Source organism: Pseudomonas lini, from assembly GCF_030812475.1.
Classification (GTDB): Bacteria; Pseudomonadota; Gammaproteobacteria; order Pseudomonadales; family Pseudomonadaceae; genus Aquipseudomonas; species Aquipseudomonas lini_A.
Genome location: NZ_JAUSSR010000006.1, coordinates 233,117 through 257,895 on the forward strand (window position 1 = coordinate 233,117; position 24,779 = coordinate 257,895).

At 59.3% G+C, this 24,779-nt stretch carries 25 protein-coding genes; 13 read left to right on the forward strand and 12 right to left on the reverse strand.

The window, feature by feature from the left end; translation table 11 throughout:
* The gene (gene coaBC, locus J2W17_RS13745; RefSeq protein WP_307334958.1) at nt 1-1,209 is read right to left on the reverse strand and encodes a bifunctional phosphopantothenoylcysteine decarboxylase/phosphopantothenate--cysteine ligase CoaBC; all 1,209 of its coding nucleotides are present in this window, start codon (nt 1,207-1,209) and stop codon (nt 1-3) included.
* A gap of 136 nt (nt 1,210-1,345) precedes the next feature.
* Between coaBC and radC the strand changes: the two genes are divergently transcribed.
* Nucleotides 1,346-2,020 carry a RadC family protein gene (gene radC / locus J2W17_RS13750; protein WP_307334697.1) on the forward strand — a complete coding sequence of 225 codons (675 nt, stop codon included), beginning with the start codon at nt 1,346-1,348 and terminating at the stop codon, nt 2,018-2,020.
* A gap of 136 nt (nt 2,021-2,156) precedes the next feature.
* Here radC and J2W17_RS13755 read toward each other — a convergent pair whose 3' ends face one another.
* Nucleotides 2,157-3,743: an ABC transporter substrate-binding protein gene (locus J2W17_RS13755; protein ID WP_307334700.1), complete on the reverse strand. Its 1,587-nt coding sequence runs from the start codon at nt 3,741-3,743 to the stop codon at nt 2,157-2,159.
* A 444-nt stretch (nt 3,744-4,187) separates the two neighbouring features.
* Between J2W17_RS13755 and rpmB the strand changes: the two genes are divergently transcribed.
* Together rpmB and rpmG are read left to right on the forward strand one after the other, a co-directional pair.
* On the forward strand, nt 4,188-4,421 hold the full coding sequence (gene rpmB / locus J2W17_RS13760) for a 50S ribosomal protein L28 (protein ID WP_003176907.1): 234 nt from the start codon (nt 4,188-4,190) through the stop codon (nt 4,419-4,421).
* Nucleotides 4,422-4,432: 11 nt separating this feature from the next.
* The gene (gene rpmG / locus J2W17_RS13765; RefSeq protein ID WP_007894709.1) at nt 4,433-4,588 is read left to right on the forward strand and encodes a 50S ribosomal protein L33; all 156 of its coding nucleotides are present in this window, start codon (nt 4,433-4,435) and stop codon (nt 4,586-4,588) included.
* 85 nt (nt 4,589-4,673) lie between these two features.
* Here the strand turns inward: rpmG and J2W17_RS13770 are convergent, their stop codons facing one another.
* From J2W17_RS13770 to J2W17_RS13785, 4 genes are all read right to left on the reverse strand, one after another.
* A complete protein-coding gene (locus J2W17_RS13770; protein ID WP_307334703.1) occupies nt 4,674-4,949 on the reverse strand; it encodes an I78 family peptidase inhibitor in 276 nt (91 codons plus the stop codon).
* Nucleotides 4,950-5,092: 143 nt separating this feature from the next.
* Nucleotides 5,093-5,311 (reverse strand): I78 family peptidase inhibitor, encoded by a 219-nt coding sequence (locus J2W17_RS13775; RefSeq protein ID WP_307334705.1) that lies wholly within the window; start codon nt 5,309-5,311, stop codon nt 5,093-5,095.
* 116 nt (nt 5,312-5,427) lie between these two features.
* Nucleotides 5,428-5,640 (reverse strand): hypothetical protein, encoded by a 213-nt coding sequence (locus J2W17_RS13780; protein WP_307334707.1) that lies wholly within the window; start codon nt 5,638-5,640, stop codon nt 5,428-5,430.
* 191 nt (nt 5,641-5,831) lie between these two features.
* Entirely contained in the window at nt 5,832-6,194 is a 363-nt protein-coding gene (locus J2W17_RS13785) for a cupin domain-containing protein (RefSeq protein ID WP_307334709.1), read from the reverse strand.
* A gap of 235 nt (nt 6,195-6,429) precedes the next feature.
* Between J2W17_RS13785 and J2W17_RS13790 the strand changes: the two genes are divergently transcribed.
* Both J2W17_RS13790 and J2W17_RS13795 read left to right on the forward strand, forming a co-directional pair.
* The gene (locus tag J2W17_RS13790; protein ID WP_307334711.1) at nt 6,430-7,923 is read left to right on the forward strand and encodes an aldehyde dehydrogenase; all 1,494 of its coding nucleotides are present in this window, start codon (nt 6,430-6,432) and stop codon (nt 7,921-7,923) included.
* 189 nt (nt 7,924-8,112) lie between these two features.
* Nucleotides 8,113-9,258 carry an MFS transporter gene (locus J2W17_RS13795; protein ID WP_307334713.1) on the forward strand — a complete coding sequence of 382 codons (1,146 nt, stop codon included), beginning with the start codon at nt 8,113-8,115 and terminating at the stop codon, nt 9,256-9,258.
* 32 nt (nt 9,259-9,290) lie between these two features.
* On the opposite strand, the gene J2W17_RS13800 is transcribed toward J2W17_RS13795, so the two are convergent.
* Both J2W17_RS13800 and J2W17_RS13805 read right to left on the reverse strand, forming a co-directional pair.
* The gene (locus J2W17_RS13800) at nt 9,291-10,856 is read right to left on the reverse strand and encodes a phospholipase D family protein (protein ID WP_307334714.1); all 1,566 of its coding nucleotides are present in this window, start codon (nt 10,854-10,856) and stop codon (nt 9,291-9,293) included.
* A gap of 59 nt (nt 10,857-10,915) precedes the next feature.
* Nucleotides 10,916-12,349, reverse strand: coding sequence for an aminotransferase-like domain-containing protein (locus tag J2W17_RS13805; protein ID WP_307334716.1), 1,434 nt, complete (start codon nt 12,347-12,349; stop codon nt 10,916-10,918).
* 179 nt (nt 12,350-12,528) lie between these two features.
* On the opposite strand from J2W17_RS13805, the gene J2W17_RS13810 reads away from it, so the two are divergent.
* Entirely contained in the window at nt 12,529-12,774 is a 246-nt protein-coding gene (locus J2W17_RS13810) for a DUF1127 domain-containing protein (RefSeq protein ID WP_307334718.1), read from the forward strand.
* A 145-nt stretch (nt 12,775-12,919) separates the two neighbouring features.
* Here J2W17_RS13810 and J2W17_RS13815 read toward each other — a convergent pair whose 3' ends face one another.
* Nucleotides 12,920-14,233 carry an NAD(P)/FAD-dependent oxidoreductase gene (locus J2W17_RS13815; protein WP_307334721.1) on the reverse strand — a complete coding sequence of 438 codons (1,314 nt, stop codon included), beginning with the start codon at nt 14,231-14,233 and terminating at the stop codon, nt 12,920-12,922.
* A 147-nt stretch (nt 14,234-14,380) separates the two neighbouring features.
* On the opposite strand from J2W17_RS13815, the gene J2W17_RS13820 reads away from it, so the two are divergent.
* Nucleotides 14,381-14,734 (forward strand): YkgJ family cysteine cluster protein, encoded by a 354-nt coding sequence (locus J2W17_RS13820; RefSeq protein WP_064680422.1) that lies wholly within the window; start codon nt 14,381-14,383, stop codon nt 14,732-14,734.
* Between the two features lie 125 nt (nt 14,735-14,859).
* Here J2W17_RS13820 and J2W17_RS13825 read toward each other — a convergent pair whose 3' ends face one another.
* Entirely contained in the window at nt 14,860-15,348 is a 489-nt protein-coding gene (locus J2W17_RS13825) for an Lrp/AsnC ligand binding domain-containing protein (protein WP_003206849.1), read from the reverse strand.
* 156 nt (nt 15,349-15,504) lie between these two features.
* Between J2W17_RS13825 and dadA the strand changes: the two genes are divergently transcribed.
* From dadA to J2W17_RS13855, 6 genes are all read left to right on the forward strand, one after another.
* Nucleotides 15,505-16,809, forward strand: coding sequence for a D-amino acid dehydrogenase (dadA, locus tag J2W17_RS13830; protein ID WP_307334726.1), 1,305 nt, complete (start codon nt 15,505-15,507; stop codon nt 16,807-16,809).
* Nucleotides 16,781-17,134 carry a RidA family protein gene (locus J2W17_RS13835; RefSeq protein ID WP_307334729.1) on the forward strand — a complete coding sequence of 118 codons (354 nt, stop codon included), beginning with the start codon at nt 16,781-16,783 and terminating at the stop codon, nt 17,132-17,134. Before dadA ends, J2W17_RS13835 begins: the two co-directional genes overlap by 29 nt.
* A gap of 110 nt (nt 17,135-17,244) precedes the next feature.
* Complete coding sequence (alr, locus tag J2W17_RS13840) at nt 17,245-18,318, forward strand: alanine racemase (RefSeq protein ID WP_307334731.1); 1,074 nt, start codon at nt 17,245-17,247, stop codon at nt 18,316-18,318.
* A gap of 126 nt (nt 18,319-18,444) precedes the next feature.
* On the forward strand, nt 18,445-18,993 hold the full coding sequence (locus J2W17_RS13845) for a cupin domain-containing protein (RefSeq protein ID WP_064680419.1): 549 nt from the start codon (nt 18,445-18,447) through the stop codon (nt 18,991-18,993).
* Nucleotides 18,994-19,163: 170 nt separating this feature from the next.
* The gene (locus J2W17_RS13850) at nt 19,164-19,589 is read left to right on the forward strand and encodes a c-type cytochrome (RefSeq protein ID WP_307334735.1); all 426 of its coding nucleotides are present in this window, start codon (nt 19,164-19,166) and stop codon (nt 19,587-19,589) included.
* Between the two features lie 405 nt (nt 19,590-19,994).
* On the forward strand, nt 19,995-21,917 hold the full coding sequence (locus J2W17_RS13855; RefSeq protein WP_307334737.1) for an acetyl-CoA hydrolase/transferase C-terminal domain-containing protein: 1,923 nt from the start codon (nt 19,995-19,997) through the stop codon (nt 21,915-21,917).
* Nucleotides 21,918-22,045: 128 nt separating this feature from the next.
* Here J2W17_RS13855 and J2W17_RS13860 read toward each other — a convergent pair whose 3' ends face one another.
* Nucleotides 22,046-22,618: a xanthine phosphoribosyltransferase gene (locus J2W17_RS13860; RefSeq protein WP_020799401.1), complete on the reverse strand. Its 573-nt coding sequence runs from the start codon at nt 22,616-22,618 to the stop codon at nt 22,046-22,048.
* 69 nt (nt 22,619-22,687) lie between these two features.
* On the reverse strand, nt 22,688-24,697 hold the full coding sequence (gene rep / locus J2W17_RS13865) for a DNA helicase Rep (protein WP_307334740.1): 2,010 nt from the start codon (nt 24,695-24,697) through the stop codon (nt 22,688-22,690).
* Nucleotides 24,698-24,779: the final 82 nt, after the last annotated feature.

Here is a 24,779-nt window from a genome sequence, read left to right on the forward strand (position 1 = left end):
TTAAACCTGGTTCAGACGTTCGGAGATAAAAGTGATCAGCTGGCGGGCAATCTTGCTCTTGCTGGTCTGGGCGAAAAGTGTGGCGTGTAACTGGCGGTCGATCACGCTGCAGGCGTTTTCTTCGCTGTTGAAGCCGATACTCGGGTTGGCGACGTCATTGGCGACGATCAAATCGAGGTTCTTGTCCTTCAACTTGCGGGCAGCGTAGTCGAGCAGGTGTTCGGTTTCGGCGGCGAAACCGACACTGAACGGACGGTCGGGGCGGGTGGCAATGGAGGCCAGGATGTCCGGGTTACGCACCATCTGTAGCAACAAGCCGTCGCCGTTCGTAGGATCTTTCTTGAGTTTCTGTGGGGCGACGACTTCCGGACGGTAGTCTGCGACTGCTGCCGAGGCGATAAACAGGTCGCAGGGGATCGCGGCTTCACACGCGGCGAGCATGTCGCGGGCGCTGACCACGTCGATGCGGGTGACGCGATCCGGCGTCGGCAGGTGCACCGGGCCGGTGATCAGCGTCACACGGGCGCCGGCTTCTACCGCGGCTTCGGCCAGGGCAAAGCCCATTTTCCCTGAGCTGTGGTTGGTGATGTAGCGCACCGGGTCGATGTTTTCCTGGGTCGGGCCGGCGGTGATCAGCACGTGTTTGCCAGTCAGCGCCTGACGCTGGAAGCAGTCCGCTGCGCACTGGGCGAGTTCGATGGCTTCGAGCATGCGGCCCAGGCCGACGTCACCACAGGCCTGGCTGCCGGAGGCCGGGCCGAAGACTTTGATATCGCGGTCTTCGAGGATTTGCAGGTTGCCCTGGGTGGCCGGATCGCGCCACATCGCCTGGTTCATCGCCGGAGCAACGGCGACCACGGCGTCGGTGGCCAGCACCAGTGTGGTCAGCAGGTCATCGGCAATGCCTTGGGCCAGGCGGGCCATCAAGTCCGCGGTGGCGGGGGCGATCAGCACTAGGTCGGCCCATTTGGCCAGTTCGATGTGGCCCATGGCGGCTTCGGCCGCGGGGTCCAGCAAGTCGAGGTGGACCGGGTGCCCGGAGAGGGCCTGCATGGTCAGCGGGGTAATGAACTTACTGCCGCCGCGGGTCATGACCACGCGTACTTCGGCGCCCTGGTCGATCAAGCGGCGAACCAGATCGGCGCTTTTGTAGGCAGCAATGCCACCGCCGACGCCCAGAACGATGCGTTTCCGATACAGCCGCTGCATAGGTCTGCCTTTCATTTCGTTGATGACTGCATGGCGATACCCCCTCCCCAGGGATGAAATCGCCCGCAAAAAAGATGGGCTACGATATCACAGCGACCGCTACGGAACAGCGGCGCCCATATTCCAGGGAGGTGCTATGAGTATTCGTGATTGGCCCGCGGCCGAGCGGCCGCGGGAGAGATTGCTTGAACTGGGGGCGGCGAGTCTTTCGGATGCCGAACTGCTGGCCATTTTTTTACGAACCGGCGTGGCCGGCAGAAGCGCGGTGGATCTGGCGCGACACCTCTTGAGTCAGTTTGGCAGCCTGCGCTCGCTGCTGGAGGCCGATCAGGCAGCGTTCAGCAGCCAGTTGGGGCTTGGGCCGGCAAAATTCGCTCAGTTGCAGGCGGCACAGGAAATGGGCCGGCGGCATTTGGCCGAGCGAGCGCGCCAGAAACCGGCGCTGGAAAATCCGCAGGCGGTTCGCGATTACTTGAAGTCGATGCTCCGCCACGAGCCGCATGAGGTGTTCGGCTGTCTGTTTCTGGACTCCAGGCATCAAGTGCTGTCCTTCGAGGCATTGTTTCGCGGCTCGATCGACAGCACAAGCGTCCACCCCCGGCAGGTGGTCAAGCGTGCCCTGGCCCACAACGCCGCAGCATTGATCCTCTGCCACAATCACCCGTCGGGCAATACCAGCCCCAGCCAGGCCGACCGCACGCTGACCAAGCGCCTGCAGGAGGCGTTGGAGTTGATCGATGTGCGGGTACTCGACCATTTCATCATCGGCGATGGCGATCCGCTGTCCATGGCTGAGTATGGGTGGCTGTAGCGGGAAGCCCGACAAACACAAATTCCCTGTGGGAGCGGGCTTGCTCGCGAAAGCGGTGTGTCAGGCGACATTGATGTCGACTGACACGCCCCCTTCGCGAGCAAGCCCGCTCCCACAGGATTTGTGGCGACGCTGATTATTTGAGGGTGACCTTCGAGTAATCCTGCCGACCAAACGGGCTGACCGAGTACCCCTCGACATCCTTGCGCGTCAGCGCGAACGCAGTCGGGTGAGCCAGCGGCAACCATAGCGCCTGCTGCTGGATCTGCGCCTGGGCCTGTTCGTACAGCTTGGTGCGCACACCTTGCTCAGTGGTGGTTTTGCCGGCGCTGATCTGCTTGTCCAGGTCCTGGTTGCAGTAGCGGGCGAAATTGGTGCCGGACTTGAGCGCGGCGCAGGAAAACTGCGGCGTGAGGAAGTTGTCCGGGTCCCCGTTGTCACCGGCCCAGCCCATGAACAGAAGGTCGTGTTCACCAGCCTTGGCGCGGCGAATCAACTCGCCCCATTCGATCACCCGAATCTCGGCCTCGATACCGATCTGTGCGAGGTCCGATTGCAGCATTTGCGCGCTCAGGCTCGGGTTCGGGTTGAGCAGGCTGCCGGAAGGCCGGGTCCAGATAGTGGTCTTGAACCCGTCCTTGAGGCCGGCCTTGGCCATCAATGCCCGCGCCTTTTCGACGTCATGCGGGTAGCCCGGCAAACCTTTGGCGTAACTCCAGGTGTTGGGCGGGTAGGGGCCATTGGCGGGTTCGGCGGTGTCTTCGAACACAGCCTTGACGTAGTTGGTCTTGTCGAACGCGAGGTTGATCGCCTGGCGCACTTCGGGCTTGTCCAGCGGTGGATGCTGGCTGTTGATGGCGACGAACGCGGTCATGAATGCGTCAGTCTTTTCCACTTTCAACTTGGGTTCCTTCAGCGCCGACTGTACGTCCAGAGGCTTGGGCGACAGCGCGATCTGGCACTCGTTACGGCGCAGTTTCTGCAGGCGCACGTTGGCATCCGGGGTGATGGCGAAGATCAGCGGGTCCACTGATGGCTTGCCGCGGAAGTAGTCCGGGTTGGCCTTGTAGCGAATCGCGGCATCTTTCTGGAAGCGCGTGAAGATGAAAGGGCCGGTGCCGATCGGCTGGCTGTTGAGCTTCTCCGGAGTGCCGGCCTTCATCAGCTTGTCGGCGTATTCGGCCGAATAGATCGAGGCGAAGCCCATGCTCAGGGTCGGAAGGAACGTCGAGTCGGGATGGTCGAGGGTGAAACGCACGGTCAACGGATCCAGCGCGTCGATCTTCTTGATCAATGCCGGCAATTGCATCGACTGGGCATGCGGGAAGCCGCTCTGGGCCACTTTGTGCCACGGATTTGCCGGGTCGAGCATGCGGTCGAAGCTGAACTTCACGTCTTCGGCGGTCAGGTCGCGAGCCGGATTGAAGTATTCGGTACGGTGGAATTTCACTTTCGGATGCAGCTTGAAGACATAGCTCAAGCCATCGGGGGTGACTTCCCAGCTGTCCGCGAGGCCGGCGACCACTTTGCCGCTGGCCGTATCAAAGTCCACCAGACGATTCATCAGCACATCGGCCGAGGCGTTGGTGGTGGTCAGCGAGTTGTATTGCACCACGTCAAAGCCTTCAGGACTGGCCTCGGTGCAGACACTCAAGGCCGCAGCCATGGCTTGTGGGCTCAGCAGAAGCGGGACTAGCAACAGCGGTAGGGCAGCGAGGCGCATGGTCGGATTCCTTTACAGATCGAAGGCCCATCTGCAAGTGCAGTCTGGAAAAGACTTACCCTAGTGGGCTCTTTTGCAAATGACTATCCCCTTTTTCATTTTAAGGGGAGTATGTGCGATTGATTGGTGCGCGCGCGGTTGGCAAAACACTTGATTGGTGGCTCCGCAGATTTTCTGCGACGAGCGGTCGCTATCGACGACAGCCTTTGTCTTGGGCGCTCGGAGCCCGAAAAAACCGGTTTTTATCAATTCAAGGCACACTGAATGTTGTTGCGCTCCAGTCTTTCTGGTATAAAGCAGCGCTCTTTTCTAGGGGCCCGGTTCCTTCACTGTAGGTGTAGCCGGTAAGACCTCTAAAGAAACGCGGCGCCTGGCGCCAAATGACTGAGAGATTAAGCGGCCAACCCATGCCGGGTTGGGCATGTGGTTTTAGAGGGCTGAGGCATGTCGAGAGTCTGTCAAGTTACCGGTAAGGGTCCGGTGACTGGGAATAACATTTCCCACGCAAACAACAAAACCCGTCGTCGTTTCCTGCCGAACCTGCAGCATCACCGCTTCTGGGTTGAAGAAGAGAAACGTTTTGTGCGTCTGCGCGTATCTGCCAAAGGCATGCGTATCATCGACAAGCGCGGCATCACTGTCGTGTTGGCCGAAATCCGCGCCGCTGGCAAGATCTAAGGGAGCTAATCATGCGTGAATTGATTCGTTTGATTTCGAGCGCCGGTACTGGTCACTTCTACACTACCGACAAGAACAAGCGCACTACTCCGGACAAAATCGAGATCAAGAAATTTGATCCGGTTGTTCGCAAGCACGTGATCTACAAAGAAGGCAAAATCAAGTAATTGATTTTTCCCTCTTACAAAAAAGGCCCGTATCGCGAGATACGGGCCTTTTTTGTTGCCAAATGAATAGGGTTACAGAGAGGGATCAGCCACAGGAAATCCTGGTGATCTTCAGATCGAGATCGGTAATGATTCGCAAGCGGCGGGGATCAAACTCTTGCGTGACCGGATTGACGATAACCCTGGCCGCGCGCGCCTCCACCCGTGCCTGCTCCCTGACAGCCTGAGTCAGATAGACGCCGATGAAATCCTGTGCCCGCTGCGCATTGCATTGCTGCGCCGACTCTTCGGCATGCGCCGACGTCAGGGTGGCTGCAAAGGTTAGACCTGCCAGCAGGCTGATGGTAAAAGATCGATTCATGTTAATTCGCTTCCTTGTGAATGATGAGGTTAGGCCTCTATTTTTCCGAGGCCCCAGACCAGCATCCAACATGGTCGACGAATAGACGCGGTAATTATGTATTTCGCTCGACTTCAAACGGCAGTCGAATAGTGATGAAGTTTTTAGCCGCACTGAATGCTGACGATGATTTTGTCGGCATCGGTCAGCAGGCTGATACGACGAGGGACCCGTTTGCGATCTGAGACAAATCCTGGCCCGGTGACGCGGACCGGTGCGCCATCTGCCCTGGTGCGAACTTCTTCGAGTAATTCGGGAGTGTATTTCTGGCCAATGGTGTATTGAGCGATCGTAACGTCGCATTGATCTGGATTCTCAAGCATGTTGCCTCCTTGCCCTACGAAAAACCCGATGCAGGGCATCGGGCGTTTCGTGTCGCTATAGTTCTCTGGTCACGTCACTGCGCCTCAGGGCTGTGCAGCATGCGGCGCAGTGCAAATCAGTTACCCATGGTGACATGGGTGATGATGTCGTTTTCGACCAGAAAATTGATGCGCGCCGGATTGTAGTCCTTGGTCATGATGAACCCGATGCCTCTCGGGCGTACTGCCAAGCCGGTCTTGTTGGCGACTTCTGCACGCAGCTCCTCGGAGTATTGCCGACCGACGTACTGGGTTGCGGTGTCCAGGTGTTGTTTCAAATCAGTGGTCATGTATTGCTTCCTTGCGATAGTGGAAATGATCGAATGTGCTCCCGTCATCCGTCATGGATGGCGTAGGAAAATACTGGAATAACGGCGATCATTTTTCACCTGTTGGACTGTGTCGCGATATTTTCCCATCGTGCGGTCAATAAAAAGCCCATCGGCAGGGATGGGCTTTCGATGGCCTGAATCGCCGGCTCTCAGGTTTTTTGTTCGAACGCCACGTAGATCTTGCGGCACGGCTCCAATACCTCCCAGGTGCCCCGAAACCCGGCCGGAATGACGAAGCGATCGCCCGCGCGCACGGTCTTGCTGTTGCCGTCGTTGTCGCGCAGCACTGAAACGCCCTGAACGATCTCGCAATACTCGTGTTCGGTGAAGTTCACATGCCACTGACCGACTGCACCTTCCCAAACACCAGCGTTCAGCTGACCGCATGGGCTGTTGTAGTGGTTGTAAACCACTTGCTCGGGATCGCCCTTCAGGATTTTCGCTGGATCCGGTTTATAGCGCTCGGCCTTGGTATCGGCCTGGCTGAAGTCGACGATGTCCTGGATGCTCATTGTTGTAATCCCCCGTGAATGCGGCCGAGTTTGGAAGGTTCAAAGTCTATGTTTATTAAAATGAACATCGCAAGGCCGTTTGCGCGCCTTATGTCAAATATATTGAAACATGAGGTGTGGCTGGTTTAGGGTGACAGTTACCTGGGGGCCGAAAAGCAGGCTGGCCGGGAAGCATTCCTGAGGTCGCCCGCAAAAAATGCGGGGCGCTCGTATTCAACAAGAGGAGGACACTCATATGACCACCCTGACTCGTGCCGATTGGGAGCAACGGGCTCGCGATCTGAAGATCGAAGGCCGCGCCTACATCAATGGCGAATACACCGATGCCGTCTCCAGCGAGACGTTCGAGTGCATCAGCCCGGTCGATGGCCGTCTGCTGGGCAAAATTGCCAGCTGTGACGCCGCCGACGCCCAGCGCGCTGTTGAAAACGCTCGCACCACGTTCAATTCCGGCGTCTGGTCGCGCCTGGCACCGACCAAGCGCAAGGCCACCATGATCCGCTTCGCCAGCCTGCTCAAGCAGCATGCCGAAGAGCTGGCGCTGCTTGAAACCCTGGACATGGGCAAGCCGATCAGCGATTCCCTGTACATCGACGTTCCCGGCGCGGCGCAAGCCCTGAGCTGGAGCGGTGAAGCCATCGACAAGCTTTACGACGAAGTGGCCGCGACTCCGCACGATCAGCTCGGCCTGGTCACCCGCGAGCCAGTCGGTGTGGTTGGCGCGATCGTGCCGTGGAACTTCCCGTTGATGATGGCCTGCTGGAAACTCGGTCCGGCGCTCTCCACGGGTAACTCGGTGATCCTCAAGCCGTCCGAAAAATCGCCGTTGACCGCTATTCGCATCGCTGCGCTGGCCGTCGAAGCCGGTATTCCGAAAGGCGTGCTGAACGTCCTGCCAGGTTACGGTCACACCGTCGGCAAGGCCCTGGCCCTGCACAACGACGTCGACACCCTGGTGTTCACCGGGTCGACCAAGATCGCCAAGCAACTGCTGATCTACTCCGGCGAATCGAACATGAAGCGCGTCTGGCTCGAAGCCGGCGGCAAAAGCCCGAACATCGTGTTCGCCGATGCGCCGGATCTTCAGGCGGCCGCCGAGTCGGCTGCCAGCGCTATCGCCTTCAACCAGGGCGAAGTCTGCACCGCCGGTTCGCGTCTGCTGGTCGAGCGTTCGATCAAGGACACTTTCCTGCCGCTGGTGATCGAGGCATTGAAAGCCTGGAAGCCGGGCAATCCGCTGGACCCGGCGACCAACGTCGGCGCCTTGGTGGATACCCAGCAGATGAACACCGTGCTGTCCTACATCGAATCCGGCCACACCGACGGTGCCAAACTGGTGACAGGCGGCAAGCGAATTCTTCAGGAAACCGGTGGCACCTACGTTGAACCGACGATTTTCGACGGCGTCAGCAATGCGATGAAAATCGCTCAGGAAGAGATCTTTGGACCGGTGCTGTCGGTCATCACCTTCGACACTGCCGAAGAAGCGATCCAGATTGCCAACGACACGCCGTACGGCCTGGCCGCTGCGGTATGGACCAAGGACATCTCCAAGGCGCACCTGACTGCCAAGGCACTGCGCGCCGGTAGTGTGTGGGTCAACCAGTACGATGGTGGCGACATGACCGCGCCGTTCGGTGGCTTCAAGCAGTCCGGCAACGGTCGCGACAAGTCCTTGCACGCGTTCGACAAGTACACCGAGCTGAAGGCGACCTGGATCAAGTTGTAAGCCAGTGAGGGAGGCCGGCTACCAACCGGGCTCCTGAGCGACGCAGATCCCTTGTGGGAGCGGGCTTGCTCGCGAAGGCGCCGTAACAGCCAACTCTGCTGTTGGATGTGATGGCCCCTTCGCGAGCAAGCCCGCTCCCACATTTGTTTTATGCGTCTGTGAAAAATAATATCCACAGGAGTGTGGAACATGCGTTGGGCGACTTATTTCGCCGTGTTGGCGTCTGTCTTGAGTGTCGGCCTGGCCCTGGGTGTCAGCATGCCGTTGGTGTCGTTTCGCCTGGAAGGCTGGGGTTACGATTCGTTCGCCATCGGCGTGATGGCTGCGATGCCGGCCATTGGCGTGCTGCTGGGCGCGAAGATCTCCAGCCATCTGGCCGCACGTCTCGGTACGGCCAACCTGATGCGCCTGTGCCTGTGGGCGGGGGCATTGTCCATCGGTTTGCTGGCGCTGCTGCCCAGCTATCCGGTGTGGCTGGTGCTGCGGCTGATGATCGGGGTGATCCTGACCCTTGTCTTCATTCTCGGTGAAAGCTGGATCAACCAGCTTGTGCTGGAAGAGTGGCGCGGGCGATTGGTGGCGCTGTATGGCAGCAGTTACGCATTGAGTCAGCTGGCCGGGCCGTTGCTGCTGGGCGTGCTGGGCACAGAGCATGATTACGGTTTCTGGGTCGGCGTTGGTTTGCTGACCGCGGCACCGTTTCTATTGCTGGGTCGCAGCGGAGCACCGGCCAGCGAAGCTTGCAGCGTGACCTTCAGTGACTTGCTGGGCTTTTGCCGTGGCCTGCCGGCGATTGCCTGGGCGGTGTCATTGTTTGCGGCATTTGAAGCGATGATCCTGACCTTGTTGCCGGTCTACTGCCTGCGTCAGGGCTTCACCACCGACATTGCTCTGGCGATGGTCAGCACCGTGGTGGTGGGCGATGCCTTGCTGCAGTTGCCGATTGGCGCATTGGCGGATCGCTTGTCGCGGCGCACGCTGTTCACCGGCTGCGCGGTCGTGTTGCTGGTGTCGAGCCTGGCGATCCCGTTGCTGATCGACACGCTGCTGATCTGGCCTTTGTGGGTGTTGTTCGGTGCCAGTGCCGGCGGCCTGTTCACCTTGTCCCTGATCCTGATCGGCGAGCGCTATCGCGACGACGCACTGGTGCGGGCCAATGCGCATATTGCGCAGCTGTGGGGGATCGGTTGCCTGATCGGCCCGTTGGCGGCCGGTGCCGGCAGCCAGTGGATCAGCGGGCATGCGTTGCCGTTGCTGATGGCGGCCGGGGCGTTTGGATTGGTGATTCTATTGTCTCGGCAAGGGGCGTTTGGCGCGGTCGCCGAGCCTGCTTGACGCAAAACTGCCAGTCAGCCGCTCCCACAGGGTTACAACATGCGCTCCAGCCCGACCGCGGTACTGAACCAGGAGTTGAACCGGCGCCACCAGCTCCCCGGTTCTTTGGTCAATAGGTGCATTTTGCCGTCGTCTTCCGTCACCCAGACGACCCGGTCATTCTCCAGCTTCACCTGATAGCTCAGCGCCGGCGCCATACCCTCCAGTGCCGCTTTTTGCACGTACGCGGCCAGTTCCGGACTGTCTACCAGTACGCCAACCTCTGTGTTCCACAGCACCGAGCGTGGATCGAAATTGAACGAGCCAATGAACGATTTCTGTTGGTCGAAAATCATCGCCTTGCTGTGCAGGCTGGAATCGGAACCTCGGAAAGACCTGCCGTAAAAAACAGGCCCGCTGCCGCCACCTTCGCCGGGCTGACGGCGCAATTCATACAGCTTCACCCCATGCTCCAGCAACGCCTTGCGATAGGGCGCGTAGCCGCCATGCACTGCCGGTACGTCGGTGGCTTCAAGGGAGTTGGTCAACAAGCTCACAGACACGCCGGCATCGGCCCGGCCGGTGAGGTAAACCAATCCCGGCTGGCCGGGCACGAAATACGCCGAAATCATGATCAACTCTTTGCTGACACCCTCAAGCGCGGGCGCCAATTGCGTGGTCAGCAGCAAATGCGGATCGGGTTCACCCTTGGACAGTACCTTGCTGGGTGCATCCCATAACGCCTGGTTCCAGGCCCAAATCAATTCGCGGCGCCAGATATCCATCCGAGGATTGGTGGTGAAGGTCATCAGTTGTTGATACAGCGCATGATTCTGTTTGCGCGTCTCTTCCAGCGATTCTTCCAGTCGGGTGCGGCTGTTCTGCAGATCCTTTTGCGTCGGTTTGCGCGACAGAAACTCATCGATCGGTTTGCTCAGCGCGCTGTTCCAGTATTGATCGAAGCTGTGTCCGAGTTGTTCGGCGACCGGACCGATGCCGAGCATGTCGATGTCGGTAAAATTCAGGTTAGGCTTGGCATCGAAATACTCGTCGCCCAAATTGCGTCCGCCCACGATCGCCGCGCTGTTATCCGCAAGCCATAACTTGTTGTGCATGCGCCGGTGTTGCAACGACAGGTCGAACAGCCGGCCCATGGCTCGCGTCACGCCCGTGGCACGGCCCAGGTGCAACGGGTTGAACAAGCGGATCTCGATCTGCGGATGCGCCGCCAGCGTGCCGATGGTCCAGTCCAGGCCGTCGCTGGTGGTGTCGTCGAGCAGGATCCTCACCCGCACGCCGCGGTCGGCAGCCTTGAGCAGTTCCTCCACCAGCATCCGGGTGCTGATCCCGTCGTGGACAATGTAGTACTGCAGATCGAGACTGCTTTGAGCGTTGCGAATCAGTTCGGCGCGGGCAGTGAAGGCTTCACTGCTATTGGACAGCAAGCGAAATCCGGATTTGCCTTCATGGGAAGCAGCCTGAGCCTTGATCGAGCGTCCGAACGCCGAATCGCTGGCCGGCAGCGCCTGGCTCGGTTCGCGTTGAACGTCGAAGCTGGCGCAACCGCCAAGCAAGGAAGTGAGAAGGAGAAGAGCGAGCAGGGGCTGTCTGAATCTCACGTAGGATTGTTCCGATTGGCGGTCGTTGTCGGCATAGGACGCTGATTCCCGGAGAAAGGTCAGTCGGTGAAGCTGTCTGTTTCCGCCAACAGTTTGATTGCTGCAGCGCCGACCTTGCGCACCGCCTCTTCAATCTGCGGTGTTGGTTTGGCAGCGTAGTTCATCCGCAGGCAATTGCGGTACTTGCCCGAAGCGGAAAATATACTCCCGACGGCAATCTGTACGCCTTGGTCGTGCAAGGCGCGATTGAGTTTCAAGGTGTCGAAGCCTTCTGGCAGTTCAACCCACAGCATGAAGCTGCCTTGCGGACGACTGGCTCGGGTGCCCGCCGGAAAGTAGCGGGTGACCCAGTCGATCATCGCATCGCGATTGCGTTGGTATTGGCTGCGCATCCGCCGTAAATGCGGTTCGAAGTGTCCAGCCTTGAGGAATTCGGCGATGGCGATCTGCGGTTGCGGCGCGGTGGAGCCGGTGCTGATGTATTTCATGTGCAGCACCCGTTCCAGATAGCGCCCCGGTGCTACCCAGCCGATGCGCAGGCCCGGCGCCAGCGTTTTGGAAAAGGAACTGCAGAGCAGGACGCGGCCGTCCTCGTCGAAGGACTTGATCGTGCGTGGTCGTGGATAGGTATAGGAAAGTTCGCCATATACATCATCCTCGATGATCGCCACGTCAAAGCGCTGTGCCAGTGTCAACAACGCGCGTTTGCGCGACTCCGGCATGATGTAGCCCAACGGGTTGTTGCAGTTTGGGGTCAACTGTATGGCCTTGATCGGCCATTGTTCCAACGCCAGTTCCAGCGCGTCGAGGCTGATCCCGGTGAGCGGGTCGGTAGGGATTTCCAGGGCTTTCATGCCCAGGCCCTTGAGGGTCTGCATGGCGCCATGAAAGCTGGGCGAGTCCACCGCCACGATATCCCCCGGCTCGCAAATGGCCCGGATGCTGGTGGACAGCGCTTCGTGGCAACCGGTGGTGACCACCAGGTCATTGGCGCTCAACTGGCAGCCGGAGTCGAGCATCAGGCGGGCAATCTGTTCGCGCAGTTCGAGGGTGCCGTGGATATTGTCGTAATACAGGCCGGGCATGTCCTGCCGTCGACTGAGCCGTGCCAGGCCGCGCAGCAGCGGTTTCATGGTCGGCGTGGTGATGTCCGGCATGCCACGACCCAGTTGCACCACGTCCTTGCGAGGCACCGCGCGAATCAATTCCAGGACCTGATCCCACTGGGAAATATCCACTGGCCGCTGCGCCGGGCGGCCAATCGCCGGCAGCTCTGGCAGCGCTCGACTCACCGGCACGAAATAGCCCGACTTGGGTTTCGGCATCGCCAGGCCGCTGTCTTCCAGCATCCGATAGGCTTGCTGCACGGTGCTCAGGCTGACGCCGTGCTCGACGCTCAACGCCCGCACCGACGGCAGCCGGTCACCCGGGCGATAGAAGCCCTGTTCGATACGCGTGCCGAGCAGCTCGGCAAGATTGACGTAAAGGGTCATGGCGGTGTCTCGGTGTGGATCATTCGGTAAACCCATACAGATGAGGCAAAAAATTGTCATTCAGTAGGTAAATCAGCAAATCTGTATGGAGTTAATAGATTTCTGTTGCATCTGTAATGCTTTTCGCCGCCCACGCATCATGAAAGCTCTGGCTACCCAAGTAAACAGGAGCGATCAACATGAACGGCTTGAGCGATGTGCGGCTGACGTTATGCAGTCAGGAACTGGTGGCAGGGCAAAAAAACGGAGCATGCGCAGCGGTACCGCGCAACGCACCGTCCGGCCTGGGTCGCTGGGGTCTGTTCTGGCATCGTTTGCACACACGCAAGGCATTGCTCACGCTCACGCCGGAGCAGCTCAGGGATGTAGGGTTGAGTCGCGAACAGGCGCGGGAGGAGGGGCTTAAGCCGTTTTGGCGGATCTGATTCCTGCGGTGTTCTTGAGGACGCCTTCGCTGGCAAGCCAGCTCCTACAGGGGACCGCGCGTGACAGAAGATCTGTGACCCACACGCAACCCCCTGTAGGAGCTGGCTTGCCAGCGAAGGCGCCCGCAAAAACGCAACAAATCCCTCAGACCAACTCTTTCATCCGATGCCACAACATCCCCAGCGCCAATAACGGCGAGCGCAAATGCTTGCCGCCGGGGAAAGTAATATGCGGCACCTGGGCAAACAGATCGAACCCGCCACTGTGCTGCCCGCTGATCGCCTCTGCCAACAACTTGCCAGCCAAATGCGTGGCATTCACCCCATGACCGGAATAGGCCTGGGCGTAATACACGTTCGGCTGATCCTTGAGCCGGCCAATCTGCGGCAGGCGATTGGCGCCGATGCCGATCATCCCGCCCCATTGATAGTCGATCTTCACCCCGGCCAGTTGCGGGAACACTTCCAGCATCTTCGGCCGCATGTAGGCGGCGATGTCCTTCGGGTCGCGTCCTGAATAATGACAAGCGCCGCCGAACAGCAAACGTCGATCCGCCGAGAGTCGGTAGTAATCCAGCGCCACGCGCTGATCACAGACCGCCATGTTTTGCGGCAGCAGCGAGTGGGCCAGTTCTTCGCTCAAACGTTCGGTGGCGATGATGTAACTGCCGGCGGGCAGCACCTTGCCGCTGAGTTCGGGGTTGAGATCATTCAGATAGGCGTTGCAGCCCAGCACCAGCGTCTTGGCGCGAACCGAGCCCCGGGTGGTGTGGACCTTGATCTCGGGGCCGTAGTCGATACGGGTGGCAGCCGAGCGTTCGAACAGTTTCGCCCCCAGTTGCTGCGCGGCGGCCGCTTCGCCCAAGGCCAGATTGAGTGGATGCAAATGCCCCGAGCCCATGTCGACCAGGCCGCCCACGTAACGGTCGGAACCCACTATCGAGTGCATTTCATTGGCTTGCAGCAACCGCGTTTCGTAGCGGTAGCCGAGGCTGCGCAATTCTTCAGCGTCTTCGGCAAAGCCTTCCAGTTCACGAGGCTTGTTGGCGAGATCGCAGTAACCCCAGGTCAGGTCGCAGGGGATGTTAAAACGCTCGACCCGCTGGCGGACGATTTCCACCGCTTCCAGCCCCATGAGTTTCATCTGACGCACGCCGTGCGCACCGATCACGTCAGCGAATTGATCGAGGCCGTGGCCAACGCCGCGAATCAATTGCCCACCGTTGCGTCCGCTGGCGCCCCAGCCGATTTTATGAGCTTCGAGCAGCACCACGCTGAGCCCGCGTTCGGCCAGTTCGAGCGCCGTGTTCAACCCGGAGAACCCGCCGCCGACCACGCAGACGTCCGCCACCAGATCGCCTTGCAGCACCGGGTAATCAGGCTGCGGCAGACGGCTGGCAGCATAATAGGACGCCGTGTGCTGATGGCTTGGGACAGGTTGCTGAGCACCGGCATTCATGTGCATGACCTTGATTCGGATGTATGGAAAATTTGACGGAGCATAAGCCTGACACTCCGGTACGGGCAACATTGGTCGGTTGTGGCTGTCTGGATCGAGGCTTTTGCGTCAGAATCCCGGTCTATTCCGCATTCGGTCAACGCTTCGATGAGCTGCAACAGCCAGAAAATCCGCACGCTGCGCCAGCAGATTCCCTCGTTCGAGTGCGTACCCGGATGCCATGACTGCTGTGGGCCGGTGACCACCTCGCCGGAAGAAATGTCCCGCCTGCCACGCAAGACCCGGGCCGAGCAGGACGCGGCGATGGATGAGCTCAATTGCGTGCACCTGGGGCCCGACGGCTGCACGGTGTATGACGAGCGGCCGTTGATCTGTCGGCTGTTCGGCACTACCAAGACCTTGCCTTGCCCCAATGGGCGAGGGCCGGTGGAGCTGATTCATCCAAGAGTCGAGAAACAGATTCATGAGTACATGGCGTCGACCCGGCAGGTGCTTGTCTAGGGGGAAACCGAGTTGCCTTCATTCGCGAGCAAGCCCGCTCCCACAGTTGAAATGCATTCCATTGTGGGAGCGGGCTTGCTCGCGAAAGCGTTCGTTCAGGCAACAAACCCCTCTGAGTCAGACCCTCAATCCGGAATCGGCAGATTCAAGCTCTCTTTCACCTCTTCCATCACGATATAGCTCTTGGATTCCCGCACATGGGGCAGTTTGAGCAGAATATCGCCCAGCAATTTTCGGTACGAAGCCATCTCGGAAATCCGGGCTTTCACCAGATAGTCGAAATCCCCCGACACCAGATGGCACTCCAGCACGTGAGGCAGTTTCAGCACCGCGCGGCGGAACTCCTCGAAAGTGTCGCCGGATTTGTAGTCGAGACTGATCTCGACGAACACCAGCAGACTCCCCTTGAGGTGCTGCGGATTGAGTCGGGCGTTGTAGCCCATGATGATCCCCTCGCGCTCCAGCCGCCGGACCCGCTCGGTACAGGGCGTGGTCGAGAGCCCGACCTTTTCCCCCAGCTCGGTAAAGGAGATCCGCCCGTCAGCTTGCAGGATCCGCAGTATGTTGCGGTCGATCTTGTCCAGCTCACGTTTGGTCTGAGTGTTGGTACGCATAGGGGATGCGCCTCCGTAAAAAGGGTTTTTGCCGAGAATTGTCGCCAAATATAGGCATTTATATAGTGAAAAGCACTGGCTAATCTTTTTTACACTGCCCACATCTACGGTCTGAACAACAAACGTCAGCGGCAAGCCGCGATGAGGGATATGAAAATGCGCGTTATGGTCTTGGGTAGCGGCGTCATCGGTACCACCAGTGCTTATTATCTGGCGCGTGCCGGGTTTGAAGTGGTGGTGGTGGACCGTCAGCCGGCTGCCGCCATGGAGACCAGTTTCGCCAATGCCGGGCAGGTATCGCCGGGTTATGCCTCGCCGTGGGCGGCGCCAGGGGTGCCGCTCAAGGCCATCAAGTGGCTGTTGCAGCGCCACGCACCGCTGGCAATCAAGGCCACTGCCGACATCGATCAATACCTGTGGATGGCGCAGATGCTACGTAACTGCACGGCCAGCCGCTATGCGGTAAACAAGGAGCGCATGGTCCGTCTGTCCGAATACAGCCGTGACTGCCTCGACGAGTTGCGCGCCGAAACCGGCATTGCCTACGAAGGTCGCAGCCTCGGTACTACTCAGTTGTTCCGCACCCAGGCGCAACTCGACGGCGCCTGGAAAGACATCGCCGTGCTGAAAGAATCCGGCGTGCCGTTCGAACTGCTCGACCGCGCCGGCATTGCCCGCGTCGAGCCGGCGCTGGCCAGCGTCACCGACATCCTCGCCGGTGCTCTGCGCCTGCCGAACGACCAGACTGGCGACTGCCAGATGTTCACCACCCGCCTGGTCGAAATGGCGACCAAACTGGGTGTGGAATTCCGCTTCGACCAGGATATTCAACGCCTCGACTACGCCGGCGACCGCATCAATGGTGTCTGGATCGACGGCAAGCTGGAAACTGCTGACCGCTACGTCCTGGCCCTCGGCAGCTACTCGCCGCAACTGCTCAAGCCGCTGGGCATCAAGGCGCCGGTGTATCCGCTCAAGGGTTATTCGCTGACCGTGCCGATCACCAACCCGTCGATGGCCCCGACTTCGACTATCCTCGACGAGACCTACAAGGTCGCGATCACCCGTTTCGACAACCGTATCCGCGTAGGCGGCATGGCTGAAATCGCCGGTTTTGACCTGTCGCTGAACCCGCGTCGGCGCGAAACCCTGGAGATGATCGTCAACGACCTTTATCCTCAAGGCGGCGATCTGACCCAGGCGAGTTTCTGGACCGGCTTGCGTCCGACCACACCGGACGGCACGCCGATCGTTGGCGCCACACCGTTCAAAAATCTGTTCCTGAACACCGGTCACGGTACGCTTGGTTGGACCATGGCCTGCGGTTCCGGTCGCTTGCTGGCTGACCTGATGGCGAAGAAAACGCCGCAAATCAGCGCCGAAGGCCTCGATATTTCTCGTTACGGCAACAAAACCCAGGAGTCCGCAAAACATGTCAATCCAGCGCCAGCTCACCAATGAGCGCATGAGCCAGATCGTTGTCCACAGCGGCACCGTTTATCTGGCAGGGCAAGTCGGCGACGACATGAGTGCCGGGATTGAACAGCAGACCCGTGAAACCCTCGCCAACATCGAGCGTTTGCTGGACTTGGCCGGGACCGACAAGAGCCGTCTATTGTCGGTGACGATTTACATGAAAGACATTGATGCGCACTTCGAAGGCATGAATGCGATCTGGGACAAGTGGCTGCCAAAAGGCGTCGCACCGGCCCGCGCCACGGTGGAATCGAAGCTGTGCGAACCGCAAATCCTGGTGGAGCTGTCGGTTGTAGCCGCTCTGCCGTAACTGCGTTAAAGCAAGTCGCCAGGAACTATCCCTCTCCCGGCGCTGCAGGTGGCTTATGCCCTCAGCCAGCGCCGGTTTTATTCCCATTGACCGACCAGAAGTCTGCCGCCATGCGCCCTGCCCGTGCCCTGATCGACCTTCAAGCCCTGCGTCACAACTACCAGATCGCCCGTGAAGTCACGGGTTCCAAGGCCCTCGCCGTGATCAAGGCCGATGCCTATGGCCATGGAGCGGTGCGTTGCGCCCAGGCACTGGAAGCCGAGGCGGACGGGTTCGCCGTGGCCTGCATTGAAGAGGCCCTGGAACTGCGCGCCGCTGGCATTCGTGCGCCGGTCCTGCTGCTTGAAGGTTTTTTCGAAGCCGATGAACTGTCGCTGATTGTCGAGCATGATTTTTGGTGTGTGGTGCATTCGCTGTGGCAGCTTGACGCCATCGAGAAGGCCGCATTGAGCAAGCCGATCACGGTCTGGCTCAAGCTCGACTCGGGCATGCACCGGGTCGGTCTGCATCCGAAGGATTACCAGGCGGCCTATCAACGGTTGCTGGCGAGCGGCAAGGTCGCGAAGATCGTGCTGATGAGTCACTTCGCCCGCGCCGATGAGCTGCACAATCAGGCCAGCTCCGAGCAAGTGGCCGTCTTTGACGCCGCGCGCCAGGGCTTGTCCGCCGAGGTCAGCCTGCGCAATTCGCCGGCGGTGCTCGGTTGGCCGCAGATTCCGAGCGACTGGGTGCGTCCGGGCATCATGCTCTATGGTGCTACTCCCTTCGTAGAAGCTAATGCCGTGGCATCACGCCTGCAACCGGTGATGACCCTCGAATCGAAAGTGATTTGTGTGCGTGAGCTGCCAGCCGGCGAGCCGATCGGTTATGGCGCGAAATTCGTCACGCCCAAACCGATGCGGGTTGGCGTGGTGGCCATGGGTTACGCCGATGGATACCCGCGACAGGCGCCGACCGGTACCCCGGTAATGGTCGCCGGCCAGCGCAGCCAATTGATCGGAAGGGTTTCGATGGACATGCTCTGCATCGACTTGACCGATGTGCCGCAAGCGGGCCTCGGTTCGACCGTGGAGTTGTGGGGCAAAAATATCCTCGCCAGCGACGTGGCCAAGGCTGCTGACACGATTCCTTACCAGATCTTCTGCAACCTGCACCGGGTGCCGAAGCTCTATTCCGGGGCTTAGCCGAGGGCGCCCCAGACCGAAAGTCGCCTTGCCGCACAGGATTCAGGCCAAAGTGTTGTAAATACTGAACGCTGTCGCCATGATAACGCTCAATATTCCAATAACCTGAATCCTGGAGGCGCAAGCTTGGACGTCGGTGAACGACTGCAATCCATCCGTAAGCTCAAAGGCCTTTCCCAGCGTGAACTCGCCAAACGGGCGGGCGTCACCAACAGCACCATTTCGATGATCGAGAAGAACAGCGTCAGCCCCTCGATCAGTTCGCTGAGGAAAGTGTTGGGCGGGATTCCCATGTCGATGGTCGAGTTCTTTTCCGAAGAGATCCTGCAGGAAAAACCGACTCAGATCGTTTACAAAGCCAACGAGCTGATCGACATTTCCGATGGGGCTGTGACCATGAAACTGGTCGGCCGGGCTCACCCGAGCCGGGCTATTGCGTTCCTCAATGAAATCTACCCGCCAGGCGCCGACACCGGTGAAGAAATGCTCACCCACGAGGGCGAGGAAACCGGGATTTTGCTCGAAGGACGACTGGAGCTGGTGGTCGGGCTAGAAACTTTTGTGCTCGAAGCCGGCGATAGCTACTACTTTGAAAGCACCAAGCCCCACCGTTTTCGCAATCCGTTCGATGCGCCGGCGCGACTAATCAGCGCAGCTACACCCGCGAACTTTTAACAAAAGAAGCGCCCTGCCAGCATGGCGCAGGTGCCCGGACTGTTTTTCCACTGCACAACAAGACCCCTTCGACTTTGGGGTTGTTTCAGTGTGGCGGGCTTACCGTTATACTTGCGCCCGCCTGCGAACCGTGGCCGTGGGCGTGACTAGCCACCATTGAGGGTGAACGCGTGAATCTAATTATGAAAATGCTGGCTGCACCAGCAACCGTATTGGCCCTATGGGCAGTCAGCGCTCAAGCTGCGACGAACGATGACATTGCAAAACGCCTTGAGCCAGTCGGCAAAGTCTGTGTACAAGGTCAAGAGTGCAAGGGGATGGAAGTGGCCGCTTCTGCGGGTGGTGGCGATGCCAAGACGCCTGACTCGGTGATTGCCAAGCATTGCAACGCTTGCCACGGCACCGGCCTGTTGGGCGCGCCGAAAATCGGTGATGCCGCAGCCTGGGGCGAACGCTCCAAGAAAGAAGGTGGCGTCGACGGATTGCTGGCGAAAGCGATCTCGGGCATCAATGCGATGCCACCCAAAGGCACTTGCGCCGATTGCTCCGATGCCGATCTCAAGGGCGCCATCGAGAAGATGTCCGGCCTGAAATAAGGTTTCATCTTCAAGGAAAAGCCGCTTACAAACGAATGTTGTTGTAGGAGCGAGCTTGCTCGCGATGGGCTCAAGAGCACCGCGTTTAACCGGAAAGTACGCGTTATCGTTGACGACCATCGCGAGCAAGCTCGCTCCTGCAATAAACAGCATGCCGCTTGCGAGCGGCTTTTTTGTGCCTGCGATTTGCCCTTGGGACTATTCTTTGCAGCAAAGGCCCGGCTCGCCATAATGCGGTCCACTGTAGGAGCGAGCCTGCTCGCAATGGACTCAAGAGCACCGCGTTTAACCAGCAAATACGCGTTATCGTTGACGGCCGTCGCGAGCAGGCTCGCTCCTGCAATTGACCGCATTCGCTTGGGCGAGCCGGTCCAACCCCATTCACGGAACGTAAGGGAGGATCAGATGGTGCAGCTGTGTTCTATCGAGAAGGCGGTCGATGATGTGTTGGCACGGTTGCCAGCGCATATCCACCTGGGCCTGCCCTTGGGCCTGGGCAAACCCAATCACTTCGTCAATGCGCTGTTTCAACGCATTGCACAACTGCCCGAACGGCAGCTGACCATTTACACCGCCCTGTGCCTCGGTCGCCCTGCGTTAGGCGATGGCCTGCAAAAGCGCTTCCTCGAACCCTTTATCGAACGGGTATTCGGCGACTATCCGGAATTGGATTTCCTTGCGGGTCTACATAAGGACAACTTGCCACCCAACATTCGAGTCCAGCAATTCTTCCTGCAGCCCGGCAGCCTGCTCAACAGCGCACCGGCGCAGCGCGATTACGTCAGCAGCAATTACAGTCACGCCGCCCGGGACATCAACGCCGCGGGCTTGAACCTGGTGGCGCAGTTGGTGGCCAGCCACACCGAGCATCCCGACCGCTTGAGCCTGAGTTGCAACCCGGACATCACCCTCGATCTGCTGCCGATGATCGCCAAGCGCCGTGCGGCGGGGGAGACGGTCCTGCTGTTGGGACAGGTGCACAACGACTTGCCGTACATGCCTGGCGACGCGGAAATGGGCATCGATGCCTTCGACCTGTTGATTGACGAGAAAGACAGCACGACGCTGTTCTCCACGCCGAACATGCCGGTGGGGTTTCAGGATCACTTCATTGGCCTGCACGCCAGCACGCTGGTGCGCGATGGAGGTACCTTGCAGATCGGTATCGGCGCCATGGGCGATGCCCTGACCGCCGCGTTGCTGGCGCGGCAAGCTGACACGAACGGATACAAGGCATTGCTCGCGGACATCAATCTCAGCCAATGGGCGCAACTGATCGATCGCGAAGGCGGCATCGAACCCTTTGCCAAAGGCCTTTACGGTTGCAGCGAAATGTTCGTCAACGGCTTGCTGGTACTGGCTGATGCCGGGATCGTGCGGCGCAAGGTTTACTCCGATGTGCCGACCCAGCAACAGGCAAATGCCGGCACCCTGGATGAGGCTGCGCAAACCGACGGCATCTCGGTGCACGGTGGCTTTTTCCTCGGGCCGCGTAGTTTTTATGAGCGTTTGCGCGAGTTGCCCCAGAGTACGCGGCTCGAATTCAACATGACCCGCATCAGCTACATCAACGAGCTCTATGGGCAGGAAGAGCTCAAGCGTCTGCAGCGCCTCGATGCGCGCTTTATCAATACCGTGTTCACCATGACACTGTTGGGTGCCGGGGTGGCGGATCAGCTGGAAGACGGGCGGGTGCTCAGCGGTGTGGGCGGGCAATACAACTTTGTCGTCCAGGGCCATGCGCTGGAAGGCGCGCGGTCGGTATTGCTATTGCGCAGCTGGCGCGAGTCAGGTGGGGACGTCAGTTCGAACATCGTCTGGGAATACGGTCATTGCACGATCCCGCGGCACTTGCGGGACATCGTTGTGACCGAATACGGCATCGCCGATTTGCGCGGCAAGACGGATGCGGCGGTGATCGAGGCGTTGCTGAACATCAGCGACTCACGCTTTCAGCCGGGGCTGATCGAGCAGGCGCAGAACGTTGGCAAGCTACCGAAGAACTTCCGCCTCGATCCACGGTTTGCGGATAACAATCCGCAGCGTCTACAGGCGATTCAGGCGCAGCACCCGAATCTGTTTCCTGAGTATCCGCTGGGGTGTGATTTCACCGAGGTGGAGCGGGATGTGTTGCGGGCGCTGAACTGGTTGAAGAGCAAGTTCAAGCTCACGGAAATTCTGGAGTTGGGCAAGGCTGCGCTGGATGCGCCGGAGCCGTCGGCGTATCCCGGGCATCTGGAGCGGATGCAGTTGACCCATCCGGATGGGCTGAAGGAGGATCTGTTTCAGCGGCTATTGCTCACCGGCCTCAAAGCCACCGCGCAATAAAAGCCAACACAAAACCCTGTAGGAGCTGGCTTGCCAGCGAAGGCGGCGTAACTGCCAACTTGGATGTTGAATGTTATGGCCTCTTCGCTGGCAAGCCAGCTCCTACAAGGGGGGCGGTATCCCGAATTTTATTCGATGAAGGTCACGACGCCGCCGGCCAGCGACTGCACGCGAGCCAGGGATTCAACCCGATAACCCTGCGCATCCAGTTCCGCACGCCCACCCTGGAACGACTTCTCGATTACGATCCCCAGGCCCGCCACGGTCGCGCCGGCCTGTTTGATGATCGAAATCAGCGCTTGCGACGCCTTACCGTTGGCCAGAAAGTCATCGATGATCAGCACGCGGTCGCTGCTGGTCAGGTGGCGCGGGGAGATCGCCACGGTGCTTTCGGTTTGCTTGGTGAACGAGTAAACGGTCGCCGACAGCAGGTTTTCGGTCAGGGTCAGGGACTGATGCTTGCGCGCGAAAATCACCGGCACGCCGAGGTTCAGACCGGTCATGATCGCCGGGGCAATGCCCGAAGCTTCGATGGTGACGATCTTGGTGATGCCCGAGTCCTTGAACAGCGTGGCGAATTCGTCGCCGATCAGCTTCATCAGGGCCGGATCGATCTGATGGTTCAGAAAGGCGTCGACTTTCAGGACCTGGTCGGAAAGCACGATGCCTTCTTCGCGGATTTTCTTGTGCAGTGCTTCCACAATAGCTTCCTCAGTTGGCGCAACGGGCGCCTGGCTCGTAAAAAGTGCTTGGTTAAAAAGTAGTCAATTCTAGCGCTTTAACATCGCGCGTATATCCGCCAATGCGGTATTGCCGCGAACGGCTTTGACTTCAACGGGAGTGTCATCATTACCTTCCCAAGCCAGGTCGTCCGGCGGTAGTTCATCGAGGAAACGGCTCGGTGCGCAGTCGATGATCTCGCCGTATTGCTTGCGCTTGGCGGCGAAGGTGAAGGCCAGGGTCTGACGCGCACGGGTTATCCCGACGTAGGCCAGGCGGCGTTCTTCCTCGATGGTGTCGGCCTCGATGCTGGAGCGGTGCGGGAGGATTTCCTCCTCCATGCCCATGATGAACACGTAGGGAAACTCCAGGCCCTTGGAGGCGTGCAAGGTCATCATCTGCACACCTTCGGCGCCGTCTTCCTCTTCCTGCTGACGTTCCAGCATGTCGCGCAGCACGAGCTTGCCGATGGCGTCCTCGACGGTCATCTCGCCTTCTTCGTCTTTCTCCAGCGTGTTCTTCAGCGCCTCGATCAGGAACCACACGTTACCCATGCGGTAATCGGCGGCCTTGTCGCTGGAGCTGTTGGTGCGCAGCCAGTTTTCATAGTCGATATCCATGACCATGCTGCGCAACGCCGAGATCGGGTCCTCACCGGCGCACTGCTCGCGGACCTTGTCCATGAAGCGCTTGAACCGCGACAGGCGATCGGTGAAGCGGGCATCCAGGTGTTCGCCCAGGCCGATTTCATCGGTGGCGGCGTACATCGAAATTTTTCGCCCGGTGGCGTAGTTGCCAAGCTTTTCCAGCGTGGTCGAACCGATTTCCCTGCGTGGGACGTTGATCACCCGCAGGAAGGCATTGTCGTCATCCGGGTTCACGATCAGGCGGAAGTAGGCCATCAGGTCTTTCACTTCCTGACGTCCGAAAAAGCTGTTGCCGCCGGACAACCGGTAAGGGACCTGGTGATGCTGCAACTTCAGCTCGATCAACTTGGCCTGGTAGTTACCGCGATACAGAATTGCGAAATCGCTGTATGGCCGATCGGTGCGCAAGTGCAGGCTGAGGATTTCCACGGCCACGCGCTCCGCTTCGGCGTCTTCGTTGCGGCAGCGGATCACGCGGATCTCGTCGCCGTGACCCATTTCACTCCACAGCTGCTTTTCGAATTCGTGCGGGTTGTTCGAGATCAGCACGTTGGCGCAGCGCAGGATGCGGCTGGTGGAGCGGTAGTTCTGCTCGAGCATGACGACTTTCAGGGACGGGTAATCGTCCTTGAGCAACATCAGGTTTTCCGGGCGGGCGCCGCGCCAGGCGTAGATCGACTGGTCGTCGTCGCCTACCACGGTGAACTGGTTGCGGGTGCCGATCAGCAGCTTCACCAGCAAATATTGGCTGGCGTTGGTGTCCTGGTATTCGTCCACCAGCAGGTAGCGGACTTTGTTCTGCCACTTTTCCAGGATGTCGGCGTGTTCCTGGAAGAGTTTTACCGGCAGCAGGATCAGGTCGTCGAAGTCCACCGCGTTGAACGCCTTGAGCGTGCGCTGATAGTGGGTATAAACGATGGCGGCGGTCTGTTCCTTGGGGTTGCGCGCATTTTCCAGGGCTTCGGGTGGCAGGATCAGGTCGTTTTTCCAGGAGCCGATCATGTTCTTGATCTCGTCGACACCGTCGTCGCCCGAGTATTCCTTCTGCATGATGTCGGTCATCAAGGCTTTGACATCGGTCTCGTCAAAGATCGAAAAGCCAGGCTTGTAGCCCAGGCGAACATGTTCCTTGCGGATGATGTTCAGGCCCAGGTTGTGAAAGGTGCACACCGTCAGGCCGCGGCCTTCGCCGCCCTTGAGCAGGGTGCCGACCCGTTCTTTCATCTCGCGCGCGGCCTTGTTGGTAAAGGTCATGGCGACGATGTACTGGGCGCGAATGCCGCAGTTCTGGACCAAGTGGGCAATCTTGCGCGTGATCACGCTGGTCTTGCCGGAGCCCGCGCCGGCGAGCACCAAAAGAGGGCCGCCGACGTAGCTCACGGCTTCTTGCTGCCGGGGATTGAGTCGGGACATACGAAATCAGGGAGTCGTTTGCGAAATGGGCCGGCATTTTAACAGGCTCAGCGAATTGTGCTGCTCTCTCCGACTTGTGACG